15 protein-coding genes are annotated in these 16,538 nt (G+C 69.3%); 5 read left to right on the forward strand and 10 right to left on the reverse strand.

What is annotated here, in order from left to right; all coding sequences use genetic code 11:
- Positions 1–6 precede the first annotated feature (6 nt).
- Positions 7–675, forward strand: coding sequence for a DUF1707 domain-containing protein (locus OHA61_RS24435; protein ID WP_406307444.1), 669 nt, complete (start codon positions 7–9; stop codon positions 673–675).
- A 275-nt stretch (positions 676–950) separates the two neighbouring features.
- Here OHA61_RS24435 and OHA61_RS24440 read toward each other — a convergent pair whose 3' ends face one another.
- Positions 951–2,189 carry an SGNH/GDSL hydrolase family protein gene (locus tag OHA61_RS24440; RefSeq protein ID WP_406304812.1) on the reverse strand — a complete coding sequence of 413 codons (1,239 nt, stop codon included), beginning with the start codon at positions 2,187–2,189 and terminating at the stop codon, positions 951–953.
- Positions 2,190–2,288: 99 nt separating this feature from the next.
- On the opposite strand from OHA61_RS24440, the gene OHA61_RS24445 reads away from it, so the two are divergent.
- The gene (locus OHA61_RS24445) at positions 2,289–3,674 is read left to right on the forward strand and encodes a DUF445 domain-containing protein (protein ID WP_406304813.1); all 1,386 of its coding nucleotides are present in this window, start codon (positions 2,289–2,291) and stop codon (positions 3,672–3,674) included.
- Between the two features lie 82 nt (positions 3,675–3,756).
- Here the strand turns inward: OHA61_RS24445 and OHA61_RS24450 are convergent, their stop codons facing one another.
- Positions 3,757–4,518 (reverse strand): excalibur calcium-binding domain-containing protein, encoded by a 762-nt coding sequence (locus tag OHA61_RS24450; RefSeq protein WP_406304814.1) that lies wholly within the window; start codon positions 4,516–4,518, stop codon positions 3,757–3,759.
- Between the two features lie 510 nt (positions 4,519–5,028).
- Between OHA61_RS24450 and OHA61_RS24455 the strand changes: the two genes are divergently transcribed.
- On the forward strand, positions 5,029–6,156 hold the full coding sequence (locus OHA61_RS24455) for a lipid II:glycine glycyltransferase FemX (protein WP_406304815.1): 1,128 nt from the start codon (positions 5,029–5,031) through the stop codon (positions 6,154–6,156).
- 64 nt (positions 6,157–6,220) lie between these two features.
- Here OHA61_RS24455 and pyrF read toward each other — a convergent pair whose 3' ends face one another.
- Both pyrF and OHA61_RS24465 read right to left on the reverse strand, forming a co-directional pair.
- Complete coding sequence (gene pyrF / locus OHA61_RS24460) at positions 6,221–7,000, reverse strand: orotidine-5'-phosphate decarboxylase (protein WP_406304816.1); 780 nt, start codon at positions 6,998–7,000, stop codon at positions 6,221–6,223.
- Between the two features lie 136 nt (positions 7,001–7,136).
- Positions 7,137–8,084: a hypothetical protein gene (locus tag OHA61_RS24465; protein WP_406304817.1), complete on the reverse strand. Its 948-nt coding sequence runs from the start codon at positions 8,082–8,084 to the stop codon at positions 7,137–7,139.
- 172 nt (positions 8,085–8,256) lie between these two features.
- Between OHA61_RS24465 and OHA61_RS24470 the strand changes: the two genes are divergently transcribed.
- A complete protein-coding gene (locus tag OHA61_RS24470) occupies positions 8,257–10,626 on the forward strand; it encodes an LPXTG cell wall anchor domain-containing protein (RefSeq protein ID WP_406304818.1) in 2,370 nt (789 codons plus the stop codon).
- Between the two features lie 252 nt (positions 10,627–10,878).
- On the opposite strand, the gene OHA61_RS24475 is transcribed toward OHA61_RS24470, so the two are convergent.
- The 3 genes from OHA61_RS24475 to OHA61_RS24485 all read right to left on the reverse strand — a co-directional run bounded on the left by OHA61_RS24475 (position 10,879) and on the right by OHA61_RS24485 (position 14,172).
- Positions 10,879–11,307, reverse strand: coding sequence for a DUF4232 domain-containing protein (locus OHA61_RS24475; protein ID WP_361905502.1), 429 nt, complete (start codon positions 11,305–11,307; stop codon positions 10,879–10,881).
- Positions 11,308–11,875: 568 nt separating this feature from the next.
- Positions 11,876–12,733: an SDR family NAD(P)-dependent oxidoreductase gene (locus OHA61_RS24480; RefSeq protein ID WP_406304819.1), complete on the reverse strand. Its 858-nt coding sequence runs from the start codon at positions 12,731–12,733 to the stop codon at positions 11,876–11,878.
- Between the two features lie 134 nt (positions 12,734–12,867).
- A complete protein-coding gene (locus OHA61_RS24485) occupies positions 12,868–14,172 on the reverse strand; it encodes an NADH:flavin oxidoreductase/NADH oxidase family protein (protein ID WP_406304820.1) in 1,305 nt (434 codons plus the stop codon).
- Positions 14,173–14,309: 137 nt separating this feature from the next.
- On the opposite strand from OHA61_RS24485, the gene OHA61_RS24490 reads away from it, so the two are divergent.
- Positions 14,310–15,002, forward strand: a complete 693-nt coding sequence (locus OHA61_RS24490) for a TetR/AcrR family transcriptional regulator (RefSeq protein WP_406304821.1) — start codon at positions 14,310–14,312, stop codon at positions 15,000–15,002.
- Between the two features lie 50 nt (positions 15,003–15,052).
- Here OHA61_RS24490 and OHA61_RS24495 read toward each other — a convergent pair whose 3' ends face one another.
- The 3 genes from OHA61_RS24495 to OHA61_RS24505 form a co-directional block, all read right to left on the reverse strand.
- Complete coding sequence (locus tag OHA61_RS24495; RefSeq protein ID WP_406304822.1) at positions 15,053–15,430, reverse strand: hypothetical protein; 378 nt, start codon at positions 15,428–15,430, stop codon at positions 15,053–15,055.
- Between the two features lie 67 nt (positions 15,431–15,497).
- Positions 15,498–15,929, reverse strand: a complete 432-nt coding sequence (locus OHA61_RS24500) for a glycine-rich domain-containing protein (protein ID WP_406304823.1) — start codon at positions 15,927–15,929, stop codon at positions 15,498–15,500.
- 140 nt (positions 15,930–16,069) lie between these two features.
- A complete protein-coding gene (locus OHA61_RS24505) occupies positions 16,070–16,264 on the reverse strand; it encodes a hypothetical protein (protein ID WP_406304824.1) in 195 nt (64 codons plus the stop codon).
- Positions 16,265–16,538: the final 274 nt, after the last annotated feature.

The following is a 16,538-nucleotide window of genomic DNA, read 5'->3' on the forward strand; positions in this document are numbered from 1 at the left end:
CCGGAGATGCGCGCCTCCGACGCCGAGCGTGAGCGGATTGCCGAGCGGCTGCGAGAGGCGGTGGCGGAGGGCAGGCTCGACATGGAGGAGTTCGGGCAGCGCCTGGACGCGACCTACAAGGCTCGTACGCACGGCGAGCTGGAACCCCTGGTCAGCGACCTCCCGCTGACGGGCACGACCCCGGCCGCACCGTTGGCGGCCACCGGTTCGGGCAACTGGGCCCAGCGCGTGGGCGGCCCGCCGACCTCGAAGGGCGCTTTCGCCTTCTGGGGCGGCTTCGGGCGCAAGGGCACCTGGACGGTGGCCCGGAAGTTCACCGGCTTCGCGATGATGGGCGGCGGCGAACTCGATCTGCGCGAGGCCCGTTTCGAGGACCGGGTGACCGTGATCCGCTGCTTCGCGATCATGGGCGGGGTCAGCATCGTCGTACCGCCCGACCTGAACGTCGAGGTCAACGGCATCGGCTTCATGGGCGGCTTCGGTGAACAGGGCGAGGGCAACCCGGACCCGTCGGCGCCCCGCGTGGTCATCTCGGGCTTCGCGCTGATGGGCGGCGTGGGGGTCGAGCGCAAGCGCACGAAGGCGGAGAAGCAGCGCCTCAAGGCGGAACGGGAAGAGGAAAAGCGGGCGCGCCTGGAGAAGGACGAGAAGGGCGACCGCAAGGAGCTCGGCTGAGCGTTTTCCGCCCCGGGGCGTTTGACGCGTGGTCGAGGGGCGTCAGCCCGGCTGGCGTTTCAGGCGCGGCACCGGAGGCGAAATTCAGCCCCGCCGGCGATTGAGGCGCGGGGGTCCGGGGGCGGAGCCCCTGAAAACGCCCCGCGGGCGTTGACGTGCGGGGTCTGGGGCGGAGCCCCAGTTACGGGAAGGGGCGGGGTGGGGGAGAAACCCCCGGTGCACGGGACCGCCCGAGCCAGAGCTGCACCCCGACCAGACGCACCGCGAGGCGCCCGTCACAGCCCCGCCACATCCACCGCCCCGCCCATCCGCGCATACCCCGCATCGCTCGGATGCACATGATCCCCGCTGTCGTACACGGCCCGCAGCCGCCCCCGCGCGTACGGATCCCGCAGCACCCGGTCGAAGTCCACGACCCCGTCGAAGACCCCACCCCCACGCACGACCGCGTTGACCTCCTCCCGTACGGCCTGGACCGAGTGCGTACACCCCCGGTACCCACCGCACGGCAGCAGCGTCGCCCCGATGACCTTCAGCCCCCGCGCATGCGCCCGGCGCGTGAGTTCGGCGAGCCCCGCCGTGATCCGGTCGGCCCTTGCAGTGCGCGGCGCGCGCAGCAGGTCGTTGATGCCGATCGCGACGATCACCGTCTTCACCCCCGGCCGCGCGAGCACATCGCGGTCGAAGCGGGCGAGCGCACTGGGACCGCGGCCCCCTTCGAGAAGGCGGTTGCCGCTGATACCGGCGTTGAGCACGCCGTAGCGGGGCGCGCCCCGCCGGCCCAGCCGGTCGGCGAGGACGTCGGGCCAGCGCCGGTTCGCGTCGGCCGTCGCGGTGGTCCCGTCGGTGATCGAGTCGCCGATCGCGACGACCGCGCCGTCCGCCTCCCGGGTCAGCACGTCGACCGCGGTGACGTGCTGCCACGCGCGGATCCGCGAGGTGTACGCCTGACCGCCGACGTCCCGCGTACGGTCGCCGTCCGCGACGTACGAGGTCTGCCGCGCCCGCGGATGGATGGTGACGGGCCCGCCGGGCGTGGCGACGCTGACGAGGAGGTCCCCGTCGTACGGGATCTCCAGCACGACGGGATCGCTGACGGACTGACCGCCGGGCGCGACGGTGACCCCGCGCAGGCCGTGGAAGGTCACCTGGCGCAGGCTGCCGGGCACGGCGTTCGGACCACTGCCCGCCCGCAGGGCGAGCGAGACCTGCGCGACGGTGAGCGGCCGGCGCCCCAGGAGGTTGGAGAGGGTGAGGCGGGCGGCGGTCCCGCCGATGCTGGTGTGCACCACATTGCGTACGGAGCGGACCCCGCGCTCCCCCTGGCCGCCGCCCGGCTCCGCCTCGACGGGCGGCGCCGACCATGTCCCGACCCAGACCGCGGCCCGGGCGGCCGGCGTCCCGGCGGCGGCACGGCCCTTCAGGGCTCCGACGCCGACGTATATCGCGCCGCTGATCAGGAGGACCACGGCGGTGAGGGCGGCGAGGCTCGCATACCCGCGTCGCTTGTGCATGAGCACATCATGGGACATGTCGCGGGAACTCGAAGTGCGTCCCGGGAGTACCTGAGGTAGGGACATTGCGTACGGGGCGCGCGCGGACGGGTGGAGCGTATGGAACGCACAGAGCCGGAACGTACAGATCGGGAACGTACGGAACCGAAGGCGATCGAAGGCGGCGAGCCCGGCCAGGACCGGCCCGGCCAGGACCGCCCCCGCCCCCGCACGCCGCTCCCCTCCTTCGCGTACACCGCTGCCGACGCGGAGAAGATGCGCGGCGTGCGCCGGATGAAGACCACGGCGACCGGCGCGCTCGTGTTCGTCGCGCTGATCTTCGCCCTCGCCACCTGGGCGAAGAACTCCGGCGCGGGCCCCTGGGCCGGTTACGTCGCCGCCGCGGCCGAGGCGGGCATGGTCGGCGCCATGGCCGACTGGTTCGCGGTCACCGCGCTCTTCCGGTATCCGCTGGGCCTGCCCATCCCGCACACCGCGATCATCCCGAACAAGAAGGACCAGCTCGGTACCACGCTGGGATCCTTCGTCGGCGAGAACTTCCTCTCCGCGGGCGTCGTACGGGAGCGCCTGCACGCGCTCGGCATCGGGCGCCGCTTCGGAGCCTGGCTGGCGGAGCCCGCCCACGCCGACCGGGTCACGGCCGAGCTGTCCACCGCACTGCGCGGTGCGCTCACTATTCTGCGCGACTCCGACGTCCAGGCCGTCGTCGGCGAGGCGATCACCCGCCGCGCCGACAGCGCGGAGGTCGCCCCCGGCATCGGCAAGACCCTGGAGAAGGTCGTCGCCGACGGCGCCCACCACCGCGCCGTCGACCTGATCTGCGCCCGCGCCCACGACTGGCTGGTCCTCCACTCGGACTCGGTGATGGACGCGGTCGAGGGCGGGGCGCCGGGTTGGACCCCGCGTTTCGTGGACCGGAAGGTCGGCGAGCGGGTCTACAAGGAACTGCTGCGCTTCGTCACGGAGATGCGGGACATGCCCGCCCACCCCGCCCGCGGCGCGATCGACCGCTTCCTGACCGATTTCGCGGCGGACCTCCAGTCGGACACGGACACGCGGGCCCGGGTGGAGCGGATGAAGTCGGATCTGCTGTCGCGTTCGGAGGTGCAGGACGTGATCGCGTCGGCCTGGTCCTCCGTACGCACCATGATCATCTCGGCGGCCGAGGACGACCGCAGCGAGCTGCGGCTGCGCGCCCGCGCCTCGCTGCTGTCGCTGGGCGCGCGGCTCGCGACGGACGGCCGTCTGCAGTCGAAGCTGGACGGCTGGATGGAGGACGCTGCGGTGTACGTCGTGACCACGTACCGCGCCGAGATCACCTCACTGATCTCGGACACCGTCGCCGGCTGGGACGCCGAGCACACCTCGCGCAAGATCGAGGCGCACATCGGCCGCGACCTGCAGTTCATCCGGATCAACGGCACGGTCGTCGGCGCGCTGGCCGGGCTGCTGATCTACACCGTGGCTCACGCGCTGGGCGCGTGACCGATCCCTGCCGTACGGCCACGCGCCCAGCGACCCGGGGGAGGTGCTGAGGAGTACGTACGGCAGGGTCCACGCGTTCAGCTCACTCGCAGCCGACGCCGTCACCGTCGCGGTCGAGGTGCCGCCCGTACCCGGGCTCCCCGGCATGGATGGGCGCGGCGCCTGCGGCGCGTACGGCGGCGCAGTTGTCGTAGTACGTACTCCCGCCGCCACCGCCGGTGCTGCCCCCGGTGCTCCCGCCGGTGGAACCTCCGCTTCCCCCGCTGCCTCCGCTCCAGGACTCGCAGCCGACCCCGTCCCCGTCCCGGTCGAGATGCGGCCCGTAGCCCGGCTCCCCCTCGTGAATGGGATCGGCGCCGGCGGCCCGTACGGCATCGCAATTGGCGTACGAGACCGCGGGCTTCGGGGGCTTGGGCGTGGGCGTCGGCGTGGGCTTGGCCACGGTGATCCGCACGACGGCGGTTCCGGTCAGGCTCTGCCCGGCCACGTCGACGCGGTAGGAGAACTCGTCGTCGCCGCCGTAGCCGGGAGTGGAGGTGTACGTGATGGTGTTCCCGTCGACCGTGGCGCTCCCGTGCGCGGGCGCGGTGGCCACCGAGACGGTGAACTGCCCTGCGGTCAGGGCGGTTTCAACGTTCCCGGTCCTGCCGTCCTTGAGGGTGACGCTGTCGTTGCCCAGCACCTTCACCTCGATCGCCTTCCCCGCGTCGGCGCTCTCCTGATCGTCGACGAGACCGAGGGCCGCCTGCACGGACGGCGTGGGCGCCGCGGAAGTGGTCGTGGCGGAGAGGGGTTTCGCCGCCCCCGGGTTGTCGCCCCCGCAGCCCACGGCCCCCAGAGCCATGACTGCCGCTCCGGCGACTAACGCGAAGCGCCTGTGTGCGACTGAACTACCTATCTCTGACATGTGTCCCCCAAGGCGTACGGATCAGAACTGAGGGTGCTGAGCATGACATTCCGGTTCAAGTGGCCGAGGTGATTGCGGAATCTCGTATCGCAGTTGTGATGAAGATGTGCGTACTCCGGTCAGAACTGAGCGGACACGCACCTAACCGATCGACCACGGTCGAAGAACGCTACGAACTGCTCAACGGGAGACCGGAGGTAACCGGAAGGCGGAGTTCGGCTGTATGTAAGCATCCGTTCGCCTGTACTGCCGGTCTGGTATACCGAGCCCGACTGGGATACGCAGAGCGGGCGGGGCATCTTCCTGATCGCATTGGTGGCGGACCTGAGGGACGTCACGCCCAGAACGGCGGCAAGCAGGTGTGGGCGCAGTTCACTGCCGTGAACTCTTGACCCGTCCGGTGATCCCGGGCTTAGGGTGGCCGCCCCGAGCAGGAGCACCCTACCCATGACCAGCCTGTACGTGCGGGAGATCACGCGCGAGGAACATCTTGCCCACCTGCGGCTGTCTCCCGACGCGAGCCATCTCCAGATCCCCGAGTGGGGTGGCGTGAAGCCCGACTGGCTGCCGGAGAGCGTCGGCTGGTTCGATGGCGAGGCGATGATTGCGGCGGCGCTCGTCCTGTACCGGCCGCTGCCCGGGACGCGGCGCTACCTCGCGTATCTTCCCGACGGACCCGCGATCGACTGGCGGACCCCTCGTCTGGAGCGATGGCTGGACCCGCTCGTCGCTCATCTGGAGCGGATCGGGGCGTTCTCGGTGCGGATCGGGCCGCCCCTGGTCGTACGTCACTGGGACGCGGCCACCGTGGCGGCGGGCATCGCCGCCCCCGACGTACGTCATCTGCACGATCTGCCCGCGGCCGACATCGACGGATTCGCGCTCGACGCCGCAGAACGGCTGCGGCGGCTCGGGTGGCGGCCGTGCGGGGAGGGCGACGGCAGCGGTTTCGGCCTCGGCCAGCCGCGCTACGGCTGCTGTATCCCGTTGACGGGGCGCTCGGTGGACGACCTCCGCGACGCCCTCGCGCCGCATTGGGAACAGTCCTTGCGCACGGCCGAGACGGCAGGCGTCCGTGTCGCGTGGGGCTCGGCCTCCGACCTGCCCGAGTTCTACCGCCTGTACACCGCGACCGCTGCCCACGACGGCTTCAAGGCCCGCCCGTTGGACTACTTCCGGCGCATGTGGAAGGCCCTGAACGCCGAGGACGACGACCGGCTCCGTCTCTACCTCGCCCAGTACGACGGCGAGGTGCTCTCCGCGGCCTTCATGATCAACGTCGGCTCCCGAGTCTGGCACTCGTACGCCGCATCCGGCCGCCGAGGGCGCCAACTGCGGCCCAGCAGCGCGCTGTTGTGGCGCATGCTGTGTGACGCACGGTCGGCGGGCGCCGAGACGTACGACCTGCGCTCCATCACCCCCGCCCTCACCGACGACCGCCTGCTCGGCCGGCTCAGCTTCAAGACGGGGACCGGCGGCCGGGCCGTGGAGTACCTCGGGGAGTGGGAACTGCCGGTGGGCAGCCAGGGCAAGATGCTGCAGCGGGCGTTGGGGGTCTACCTCGGGCGCAGGTGACGCCGGCTGCAGCGTTCGTCGAGGCCGGCCCAGCCCGACCGCCCGGACTGGCGACCGCTCGCGGTCAGAGACCGAGATTGGCCCGGACAAGCCGCAGCGCGGCTACGGGATCCGCGGCGCGGGTGACTGCTCGTCCCACGACGACATGTGACGCACCCGCGGCGACGGCAGCACGCGGCGTGCCCGGCCGGGCGTGCTCGGTCGGCGATTCTCCGGGTAGCGTGACTCCCGGCGTGACGATCAGAGTGCGGGGACCCATCACCTCACGCAGCGGCCCCGCCTCCTGCGGCGATGCGATCACGCCGTGGCAACCGGCGTGCTGCGCCAGTCGTGCCAGCCGCAGCACCTGCGCCTCGGTCGAATCGTGGACGCCGACATCGGCGAGGTCGGAGTTGGTCATGCTGGTGACCACGGTCAGGGCAAGAACGCGAAGCTGGGGAAAGTCGCGGGCCGCTGCGACAGCGGCGCCCATGATGCCGCTGCCGCCCATACTGTGCACGGTCACCATGGACACGCCCAACGCCCCTGCAGCCCGGACAGCACCGGCGACAGAGTTGGGAATCTCGAAGAGCTTCAGGTCCAGAAACACGTCCTTGCCGTGGGCAACGAGGTGCTTGACGAGGTCAGGCCCGGCCGCAGTGAGCAGTTCCAACCCGACCTTGTAGAAACGGCACTCGTCACCAAGGCGGTCGACGATCTCGTCAGCCGCTCGACGGTTGTCGAAATCCAAGGCAACGATGACGCGACTGGTTGGCTCCACGGCGCCATTGTCGCCCACCGTGGGTGTCAGTTCGAGGTCGGTCTGCCCTGTCGGGGTGCCTTCGGGCGAGCTCCAGCCGGTCATATTCGCCCAGTTCAGATCCGCATGGGCCGGTCGGCCGCGGACCTGCTGCCGCAGGTCCCTCGTACCGTCGGGCGAAGGCCCACCCGGGTCAGGGGTGCCCCTCATTCTTCGCCGCGTCAGCAACGGGTCCGGCTCGTCAGCTCTCCTTGTACCAGCTCAGCCGCTCCCGCAGCACCCCGCTCTCACCCTCCTCGGCCATCACCGCAGCGGCATACAACTCCGCCATGGGAGCTGCGATGTTGCCGTCCCGCACCCCGGGCTGCGTCATGTACGGCTGGCCCGCCCACGTGCTGTCGTGCTCCTCCGGGTCCATATAGGCCCACGCCGCCCCCCGCATCCGTCGCGCCACCTCACCCACGTACCAGGCAGCGCCCTGAAGGAACAGCCCCGGCTCAGCCGCTTCGAACCGCTGCGCGGAAGGGACTCGCTCCTTGGCCAGGCGTTCCAGCACATCGAGCGAGGACGCGGAGTAGTCCCACGTCTCTTCCGTCAGCCCGGTCTCCTCGACCCACGCGGAAAACGCCCGCTCCCGTTCGGCGAGCCAGTCGGCCAGCCATGGATGAACCGGCACCTCCGGCTCCGGGTCCACCCCCGGCGTGTGCTCCTTCACCGGCTCCCAGTCCGGCCGCTCCTTGCGGAGCCCGTCCACGGCTTCACCCAGGCGCCGGGCGGCTGTCGTGAGCTCGTGGCCGGTCCGGCTGCTCAGCGCCTCACCGATCAGCAGCACCGGCGCCACCGGCGGGAGCCCGAGCGCCGCATCCGGCACGACCACCGGGTGTCCTTCCACGTCACCGGCCGGCTCCGTGTCCCAGCCCCAGCCGCCGCCCGCCACCGTCAGCAGCACCTCACCGAGATACGCCGTGGCATCGTTCACGAACCCGCTGCCCAACTCCTCCGAGCCCTCTGCGGCGTGGTGGCGCAGCAGGGCCGCCTCCACGTGTGCCAGGGACTCCACGCCGAAATCCAGCCGCACATCATCGGGAAGATGCTCTTCCCGGAGCCGGTCGATCGCGTCCGGGACATGGTCGATCCACACGATGAGGTCCGGCACTCCGCCGGTACGCACAGTCTCTCCTCGGGTCATGCCCACGACTCTAGGGCCCGGCCCCGACAGTGAACGCACAGGCGAGACACGCCAGTTGCGCCTCCAATGTTTTGATCAACCTCCTGCATCACGCCTAGGGTGTGTCATGGCAGCGTCATGACGGGGGCTATGAGCGCTGCCCTTACTCGTCCCTGCCCCCCAGGGAACCCACTTGAGTTATCTCACGCGTATCCGAACACGCCTCGGCGTGCGCGCGGCGATGATCGCCGTCAGCGCCGGACTGCTCGTCGGCGGGCTGCCTCTGCTGGATGCCCAGGAAGCCGCCGCCGCGCCCCGGAACCGCTGCGACCAGAAGTACGGCACCCCGAACACCGCGCCGCCGGCCACCAGCCTGCCCGGCAGCAACAACCGGGACGCCACTCCGAACGCCGAGCAGTACGTCTACGACTACGACAACCCCTCCCTCGGCTACGACGGTCTCCAGCTCCCTGCCAGCGAGCGGGAGCTTGCCGCCTACGGCAAGGACCCCAAGAAGTGGCCCAACGACCGCCACAAGCAGATCTACGCGCGCTGGAACCGCAACCAGGCCAACACTGACGCGTCCAAGCGGTGGCCGAAGGCCGACTTCGGCGGATGGCTGGAGGCGACCATCCGCCTCGAAGGCAACGGCAAGCGCGGCGCCGGCTTCGAGCGCCAGGTCACCACGCACTACAAGCTCGGTGGCCCGGAGTGGCTCTGCCAGGGCTCGCTGAAGGCGCTCGACAAGAAGCTGTACAACGAGCTGAAGGCAGAACTCGGCGACAAGTTCCCCAACAAGGACCGCCGGTTCGACGCGATCAATCGGCAGACCAAGACGATCTACGAGTTCAAGGCGGGAGGGAGGTTCGACTACAAGGAGATACACGTCGACAAGGCCCTCGCCCGCCGGGGCTGGAAGGTCGTCTACATCTTCGGTGAGGAGCCCGACGACCTCACCAAGCGCAAGCTCGCCGAGGTCGACGCCGACGGCAAGGGCAAGATCAGCCGCTACAAGCACGCCGCGACACCCAGCCCGAAGTACAACAACAACACCGGCTACAACAAGCCCGCCGGCCAGATGAACCCCGGCTGCCAGACCACCGGCACGATCGCCCTCGCGGCCCGCGCGGGCAGCATCTGCTCCAGCAACGGCGCCGCGGACCGGATGGTCAACGGCTCCCCCAAGAACCAGGACCAGGCCCGGCGCATCGCCCAGGCCGAGCGCGGTGGCGCGAACGGCTCCCAGCGCATGCGCGGCCCCGGCGGCGTCGACTTCTCCACCCTGGAGCTGCGCTACGTCGGCACCCCGGTCAAGGGCAAGGGCCTGGACTACTCCTACAAGGCCGGGATCAACCCGGACCCGGACGAGAACCCTTCGTTCGGCGGCAAGGAGAAGGCCCAGCTCGTCTCGGACTCCTTCTTCACGTGGATGGCGCTCACCCCGGAGAAGTTCTGGGTGAACCTCAACCCGGACGAGCCGGAAAGGATCATGGACGCCAAGTTCGGCAAGACCGACGCCGGCCGGATCCTGCTGGAAGCCGACCTTCGGATGAAGCACGACTTCTACGGGGCGATGGACCCCAAGACCGATCTGGGCAAGCGGTTCTGGGACTCGCTGGCCCGCAGGAACGGAGCCCCGTGTCTGCACGGGATGCGCAACTGGATCGAGCCCGAGCCCGCCCAGGTGCGCGAGCAGGACGGCGGCATCTACATCCTCGACGCGCCGATGAAGCTCAACTCCGTTCCGCAGGAGACCAACACCCCCGGCCCCGGCGGCAAGGGCTGTGACCTGACCAAGGCGGAGATCGACCACAACCAGCGCATGGTCGAGACGATGATCGTTCCCGAGGTCAAGAAGCAGATCAACAGCGCTCCTCAGTACGCCGACCTGCGCCGCGTCTACACCTCCCGGGTGGCGGCGGAGTGGATCCGGCAGCAGGACGCAAAGAAGCCGACCGACTTCCACAAGATCATCAACAGCAATGACGTGACCCGCTGGCCCCTGCGCGGCGAGAACAAGAACTGGGACCGGAACGACGTCTTCCAGAAGTACGTGAAGATCTTCAAGGAAGGCGAGTTCAAGTACAAGCTGGAGTACGGCGGTGAGGTCTACGTCTACAGCGTCGGCGGTGTGGACTTCTCCAAGGCTCCCAAGAAGAACATCACCAAGGTCCGCTTCGACGTCGAGAACCCGCGCCTGCCGCAGATCACCGACCGCTCGAAGATCGCCCCGCGTGACTACCGCGACACCGGGACGCAGTTCCTGGGCGGCAACACCGACGTCAAGCCGTCCGGCGACCCCAAGCCGGACCCGACACCGACGCCGACCGGACCCGGCAAGCCGGACCCGTCGTCCACCCCGACGGACCCGTCCAGCCCGGCCCCGTCCACCTCGGCACCGGCCGGCGGCAGCAGCACCACCCCGCCCAAGGACGACGCTGACGGCGGCCTCGCCCACACCGGCGCCCAGGTCGGCCTGATCGCCGGAATCGCCGCAGCCCTCCTCGCGGCCGGTGGCGGTCTGGTGTGGTGGAAGCGCCGCAGGCAGACCGCACAGCACTGACCTGAGGCAGTCGCCCGGCACAGACACTTCGGCCCCCGTACCCGCTCATCGCAGCGGGCGCGGGGGCCGACGTGTTCGTGAGGCGTGTTTCCTCACGGAGGAGCGCGGTCTGGCGAAGTGCTCAAGCCGTCACTCGATGGTGAGACGACCCGTGCGTGGGAGGAAGCCCTCTGACTCACGACCAGCGGGCTGGGCAGGGCAGCCGTTCCTGACGTCCCTGCGGCGGAATGCGGCATGCGGCGTGCCGCGTGGTCAGGAGGGCTTGGTCGCGGATACGGCGGTAACGGTCACCTTGTCGTCGCACTCGGCCAGAGAGCCGTCTTCCAGGGCGACTTGGTGTGCACCAGCACCCGGGATGCCCACCACCAGTGTCGGGTAGGTGACGGGCTCGGATCCGGATGCGCAGTAGCCGTCGGCCTCACCTTGGACCTGGACGAACGTCAGCTTCGTCCATGCCTTCCCGGCAGGTGCAACGCTTACCGCGGACGTGGAGCCCGTGGGGGTCACCTTGAGGGGACGGTTACGCTGCGGCGAACCATTGCCCGCGCCCGCCACCGTCGGATGGCCCTGGACGACGCACGGCTTGCCGGACACATTGGTGAACTCGACGACCACCGCTCCGATTCCGGTGCCTGGGGGCCGGACGGCCGCCTGGTACATGGACGCTCTGAGGTCCGTCACAGCACACGTCTTCGCAGTGGGGGACGATGACCCGGATGACGGGTCCTGGGCCGTCGGAGAGGCGCTCCCCGCAGGTCGCGAAGCGGCGGAGGTCGGGGCGCTGGAGGAGGATCCTCCCGCCTTGGTCGGCACGCCTGACGGCGAACCGGCCGCCCCTGCCCCGTTCCCGCCCGGCTGACACCCGGTCATGAGCAGTGTGGCTGCCGACGCGGTGACCATCGCCATCGCGGCTCTGCGGATACCCGTCCCGTACTGCATGAAGTCCCCCGAAGTAGAAGTTCGAGTTCCGGTACCTCACCGACACTCGCCGCTTGAGAGAGCAACTCCAGCTTCCTGGGTTGAGCTGCTTGAGCGTCTGTGACACGACGGTGACACAGCAGGTCGCAGACCGGTTTCGGGATCTGCCATCCCGTTGCATGAGGGTCGCGCAACCCGGGCGGGGAGGAGCGGATCGCTTGCCCGAGCCGTCACTCGATGGCGATACGACCCGTTCGAAGGATGGCGTGTTTGGCGAAGAGGTCGTCGAGGTCGGGCGCCTCTGGGGGAGCTCCGCCGGACCCAAGACAGGTCAACCGGCCGTTCTCTGCGCGATTTCTTCTTCCGTTGCCCGCCACACGGCATCGCGCTCGTCAGCGTCCTGGAGGTACCTACTCGGAACGGCCTGCTTGAGGCGCCGCTGGTAGAGACCCGAAGGGTGTTCGCCGGCGGCCAAGTTGACGACGTCTCGGGCCGCTTGAGCCACAGAGCTTCCGATGAGGTAGCTCGAGAGCATGAACGCGCTGCGCGTAAGGAAAGGCAACGGAGCGGTCAATCCGGTTCCGCGCACCGGCCCAGGGCCGTACACATAACTGCGGATGCCCTTTTGCCCGTAGCGTTCCTGGAAGTCGATTCCCAGGTAGTCGTTGGCGATGGAGATGGTCTCGATGGCCTTCAGGCTCGAGTATCTGACCTCGCCGTGGAGGTTGGTCCGGTCCAGTTGCCTGGTGACCGAACCGCCTCCTGAAACCGCGATGACCCGCGCGTCCCGACCCTCAAGGACTGGGAGAAAGAGACTGTTGAGGTAGAAGCGGGCAAGGTACTGCGTGGCATAGGTGAGCTCCGCGCCTTCGGCAGTGAGCGTGCGCCGTACGGCCGTGCCTCCGGCGGAGTGCACCAGGATGTCCAGAGCTTCGTAGCGCTCCATGTACGTTTCGGCGAACTTCCGCGTGCTGCTCATCAACGACAGGTCCGCTGTCAGGACGTCGACCGTGGAACCGGTCTCGCGGCGGATCCTGTCCGCCGCCTCGGAGGCCACTCGCTCGCGACGTCCTGTTATGACGATGTCTGCCCCGAGGCGGGCAAGTTCCATGGCTGCGTATTCACCAATTCCGGCCGAGCCTCCCGTGACGAGAACACGCTTGCCGCTCAGGGGTGTTTGGTTGGTCATGCCTGTTGTCCCTCTTGGATTTCGGTCTGTCTGGGCTTTGAAGGAAGTTGCGGCCGGATCTGCGCGGCCGCCGCTGATCAACGGTTCGGGGCCGACTCCACCTGCTGGTAGTGCCTCTTGACGGAGTAGCGCGCTCAGCCACGTGTTCGGCGTCGTCGCTTCCGCGGGCCCGAAAAGGTCATGCCAAGCCTGGGCGCGAGAATGTCACGCAGGGTGACACACGTGGCGATGAGTGAAGCGGCGGCGGCCCCTCGCTTCGGCCTGACATCTTTACCGCGCCCGAGGCGGGCCAATTGCTGCTGGTGCCAGGCACTGTCGAGGAACGCATCGACAGCCTTGCGGCCCGTGTTCCGCGGCCGTGCCGAGCTTCGTTCAGCGCTGCCGGCCAGCAGATCACGGGGGAAGCCGGGGTCGTGGGTTATCGGCCGGGCGAGACCGACGACGTCCACCGCGCCACTGGTCAGTGCGTCAACCATGACCTGGCGGGTACGGAAACCGCCGGTCAGCATCATGGGTACGGTCACTTCCTTGGCGAACCGTTCGGCGAACTCCAGGAAGTAGGCCTCGCGTTGACGGGTCGAATCGCGCGGCGAGGTTCCTGCGAACATGGCGGTGTTTTCATAGGTGCCGCCCGAGATTTCGATGAGGTCGACGCCTTCCGCCTCCAGAGCCATGGCTACGGTCAGGGAGTCATCGGGCTCGAATCCACCGCGCTGGAAGTCGGCGGAATTGAGCTTGACGGCGATCATGAAATTGTCAGGGGTCACCGACTTGACGGTCCGGAACACCTCGATCAGCAGCCGCATGCGGTTCTCCAGCGACCCACCCCACCGGTCGGTGCGCCGGTTGCTCAGCGGAGACAGGAACTGGTTGAGGAGATAGCCGTGGGCGGCGTGCAGCTGGACTCCGTGGAAGCCGGCGCTCGCGGCGACCTCGGCGGCGCGGGCGAACCGGCCGATGATGTCCGCGATCTCCTCCTCCCGCAGGGCGCGTGGGTGACGGAAGAGGCGATCGGCACCCGCGGACAGGGGAACGGCGGAGGGTGCCACCACGTCCTGCCGGCGTCCGGGCAGTGCGTTGCCGCGCATGCTCTGCCTGCCGGGATGCGAGAGCTGCAGGATGAAGCGGGCCGGCGTATCGACGGTCACGGCCGACCAGCGACGAAGCGCGTCGATGTGGCGGTCGTCCTCGATCACGACATTGCGTGGCGCCTCGAGCGACGAGCCGTCGACCATGACGTTGCCGCTGATCACCAGGCCGACGCCGGAAGCCGCCATGGCCCGGTATGCCTGGATGAGCTGTGCGGTGGGGGCACCGAACCTGTCGGCCAGGTGCTCGCTGGTCGCCGCCTTGGCGAGTCGGTTGGGCAAGGTGAGGCCGCAGCCCAAGGTGAGGGCTGACGACAGCGCGGCCTGGCCCGCATGCGGCGAAGGTGACATGAGCTCGCAGATGCCTCTCTGAGAAACGCCGCCGTGCGGCGTACCTGGACAACGCACATGTACGCCGTACAGGGAATCCCCTGTACAAGGTACATGGACACCGTACAGGTGAACCTGTACAAGGTACAGTCATCGGCATGGTGAAGAAGCGGGACACTGCTGAGGCGCGTGAGCGGCTGAGCCGGGACGCCATCGTGACGGGCGCCATCGCTCTGGCTGACGCCGAGGGCCTGGGGGCGGTCACCATCCGGCGGCTCGCTCAAGCCCACGGCGTGACGCCCATGGCGCTGTACTGGCACTTCAAGGACAAGGACCAGCTGCTCGACGGAATCGCCGAGCGGCTGTTCAGCGAGGTGCAGTTCCCGCCCGCCGACTCCGCGCCCTGGGACGATCAGCTTCGGGCACTGCTCATGGCGCTGGTCGCGGCACTGCGACCCCATCCTGCGGTTGCCGGACTTGCCCGGGCCTCCGTCCTCTCCTGCGAACCAGGACTGGCAGTCGCGGAGCACACTCTCTCGCTGCTGCGCCAGGCAGGCTTTGACGCGGACAAGTCCGCAGAAATCGGCGGCTTCCTGCTCACCGCGGTAGTGACGCTGGTGTCCGACGAGCCGGGCTTGGCGTACGGAGCCAACGCCGAAGCCCGCGAAGACGCCATGCGCGTCAAGCGAGCCTCACTCAGCGCTCTGTCGCCCCGCCGCCACCCCAATGTGGTCGCTTCCGCGGAAGCTCTGGCGGCGTGCACGGGCCCGGAGGCCAACCATGAGCTGGGCATCGACATGCTGGTGACCGGCATCGTGTGCATGGCGGAAGGGCGCGTCACCAGCCGCTGAGTGCCCGTTGCGGGCGCCGGCAGAGCAGGGGCGGCGGATTACTCGCTCCGTCACTCGATACTGAGACGACCTGTGAGCAGCGTGGCGTGATTGGCGAAGAGGGCGTCGAGGCGGAACTCGCGGCTCAGGTCGCCGGTCCATTTGGCATCAGGCAGATCGCGGTGGCTGGGGGCCTTGGCGATGCGGGCCCGGGTGCACTGCGTGAGGATCCACCGCGCCTGCACCTGCCCGGTGGGCGGATTGGCGTACATGCTCGCGGCCAGCCGCCACAGATGATCCCCGGTCGCGTTGTCCGGCTCGACGACTCCGACCACGGCGATGTCGCCGAGTCCGCGGTAGTCGCTGGACTGTGTGGTGTACCCGACGGTCAGGTCCTCCAGGGGGAAGACGGTGAGGCGGCTGCGGGCGGAGCGAAGGGCCTTGGCCACAGCGGCAGTTCCGTTCTGTGGGGGTGGTGCGCGGCCGCCAGGTCACGGCCGCGCGTGAGAGTCCGGGTCAGCAGCCGTCGCCGCAGCAGGCCGGCGGATTGCACTCCGCGGCCGTGCCCCACAGCTCGTGGTCGACGGCGTAGCCCATCTCCTCGATGGCCTGGACGGTGCGCTTGACGGCGACGCCGTCGCGCAGCCGCTGCCCCTTGAGCGGGCTGTGGTGCAGGAACCTGCCGAAGCGACGTTGGCAGAAGTCGGCGTACTCGCGGCTGTGCAGGATGAAGGCGTGCCGGCCGGGATCGACCCTGCGGGACGGAGACAGCGGCACGTCGTTCCGGTGCCCGGCCATGTCGATGAAGGCGAGGGCCTGGTCCATCACGCGCTCGGCCTCGGGCCGGTCCATCCCTTCCTCGAACTCGAGGAAGGTGACGAGCCGTTCGAAGAGTTCGGCGTCGACGAGCCTGCGCCCGGCGGTCTGTTCTGTCGCGAGAGCGGTCATGCGATGCTCCTTGGGTGCTTCCTCGGCGCGGGGCCTTCCCTCGCACCGTCGTGCACTCGGGCCCCTCGGGGCCCGTCACCGCCTCGGTCGGGGTTTCCTGGCCGGAGTCGTCGACCGGGGCGGGGCTCATCGGGCGAGGCCTACGGACAACACGGCCCCGCGTACACCTCGACGTCGAGGACGTGGACACCTTCCCGCCCGCGCGCTACGCCGACACTCCGCGCGCCGACGGTCAGCGGCTCGCCGCACCAGACGCAGGCACGTCCCGCGTACTGCTCCCAGCTCAGATCCCCGGCCGCCGGCAGCGGGCGCGCGTCGGCAGCGGGCGCGGTCACCGGACGCCCCGGCAGCGGGGGCAGGCGCAGGGCGGGAAGGCGAGCGAATCGGGGAGGCGCTTGGGGTCGCCTATCGGGACGGACAGCCTCCGAACCTCTCGCCGACGACGGGAGGTTGCGTCCACTCGGTACACCTTGATGGTCATCACGGGCCGTCCCCCGTCGAGTCGTCAGCAGCGATGCCCTGACGGTAGGGAGATCGTGGGTGCGCAGGCCAGCGCTGTGCACGGATGTGCGTACATGCATCCAGGGGTGCGATGGTGGCTGCATTGCG

Origin of the sequence: Streptomyces sp. NBC_00885 (genome assembly GCF_045207475.1) — a bacterium.
Classification (GTDB): Bacteria; Actinomycetota; Actinomycetes; order Streptomycetales; family Streptomycetaceae; genus Streptomyces.

What these genes read in the sequence shown, in the direction of transcription:
- OHA61_RS24490 (WP_406304821.1), top strand. Translation starts at nt 14,310, where the DNA reads ATGGTGAAGAAGCGGGACACTGCTGAGGCGCGTGAGCGGCTGAGCCGG.
- OHA61_RS24500 (WP_406304823.1), bottom strand. Translation starts at nt 15,929, where the DNA reads ATGACCGCTCTCGCGACAGAACAGACCGCCGGGCGCAGGCTCGTCGAC.
- OHA61_RS24480 (WP_406304819.1), bottom strand. Translation starts at nt 12,733, where the DNA reads ATGACCAACCAAACACCCCTGAGCGGCAAGCGTGTTCTCGTCACGGGA.
- OHA61_RS24485 (WP_406304820.1), bottom strand. Translation starts at nt 14,172, where the DNA reads ATGTCACCTTCGCCGCATGCGGGCCAGGCCGCGCTGTCGTCAGCCCTC.
- OHA61_RS24450 (WP_406304814.1), bottom strand. Translation starts at nt 4,518, where the DNA reads ATGGCTCTGGGGGCCGTGGGCTGCGGGGGCGACAACCCGGGGGCGGCG.
- OHA61_RS24440 (WP_406304812.1), bottom strand. Translation starts at nt 2,189, where the DNA reads ATGCACAAGCGACGCGGGTATGCGAGCCTCGCCGCCCTCACCGCCGTG.
- OHA61_RS24435 (WP_406307444.1), top strand. Translation starts at nt 7, where the DNA reads ATGCGCGCCTCCGACGCCGAGCGTGAGCGGATTGCCGAGCGGCTGCGA.
- pyrF (WP_406304816.1), bottom strand. Translation starts at nt 7,000, where the DNA reads ATGACCGGCTGGAGCTCGCCCGAAGGCACCCCGACAGGGCAGACCGAC.
- OHA61_RS24445 (WP_406304813.1), top strand. Translation starts at nt 2,289, where the DNA reads ATGGAACGCACAGAGCCGGAACGTACAGATCGGGAACGTACGGAACCG.
- OHA61_RS24465 (WP_406304817.1), bottom strand. Translation starts at nt 8,084, where the DNA reads ATGACCCGAGGAGAGACTGTGCGTACCGGCGGAGTGCCGGACCTCATC.
- OHA61_RS24455 (WP_406304815.1), top strand. Translation starts at nt 5,029, where the DNA reads ATGACCAGCCTGTACGTGCGGGAGATCACGCGCGAGGAACATCTTGCC.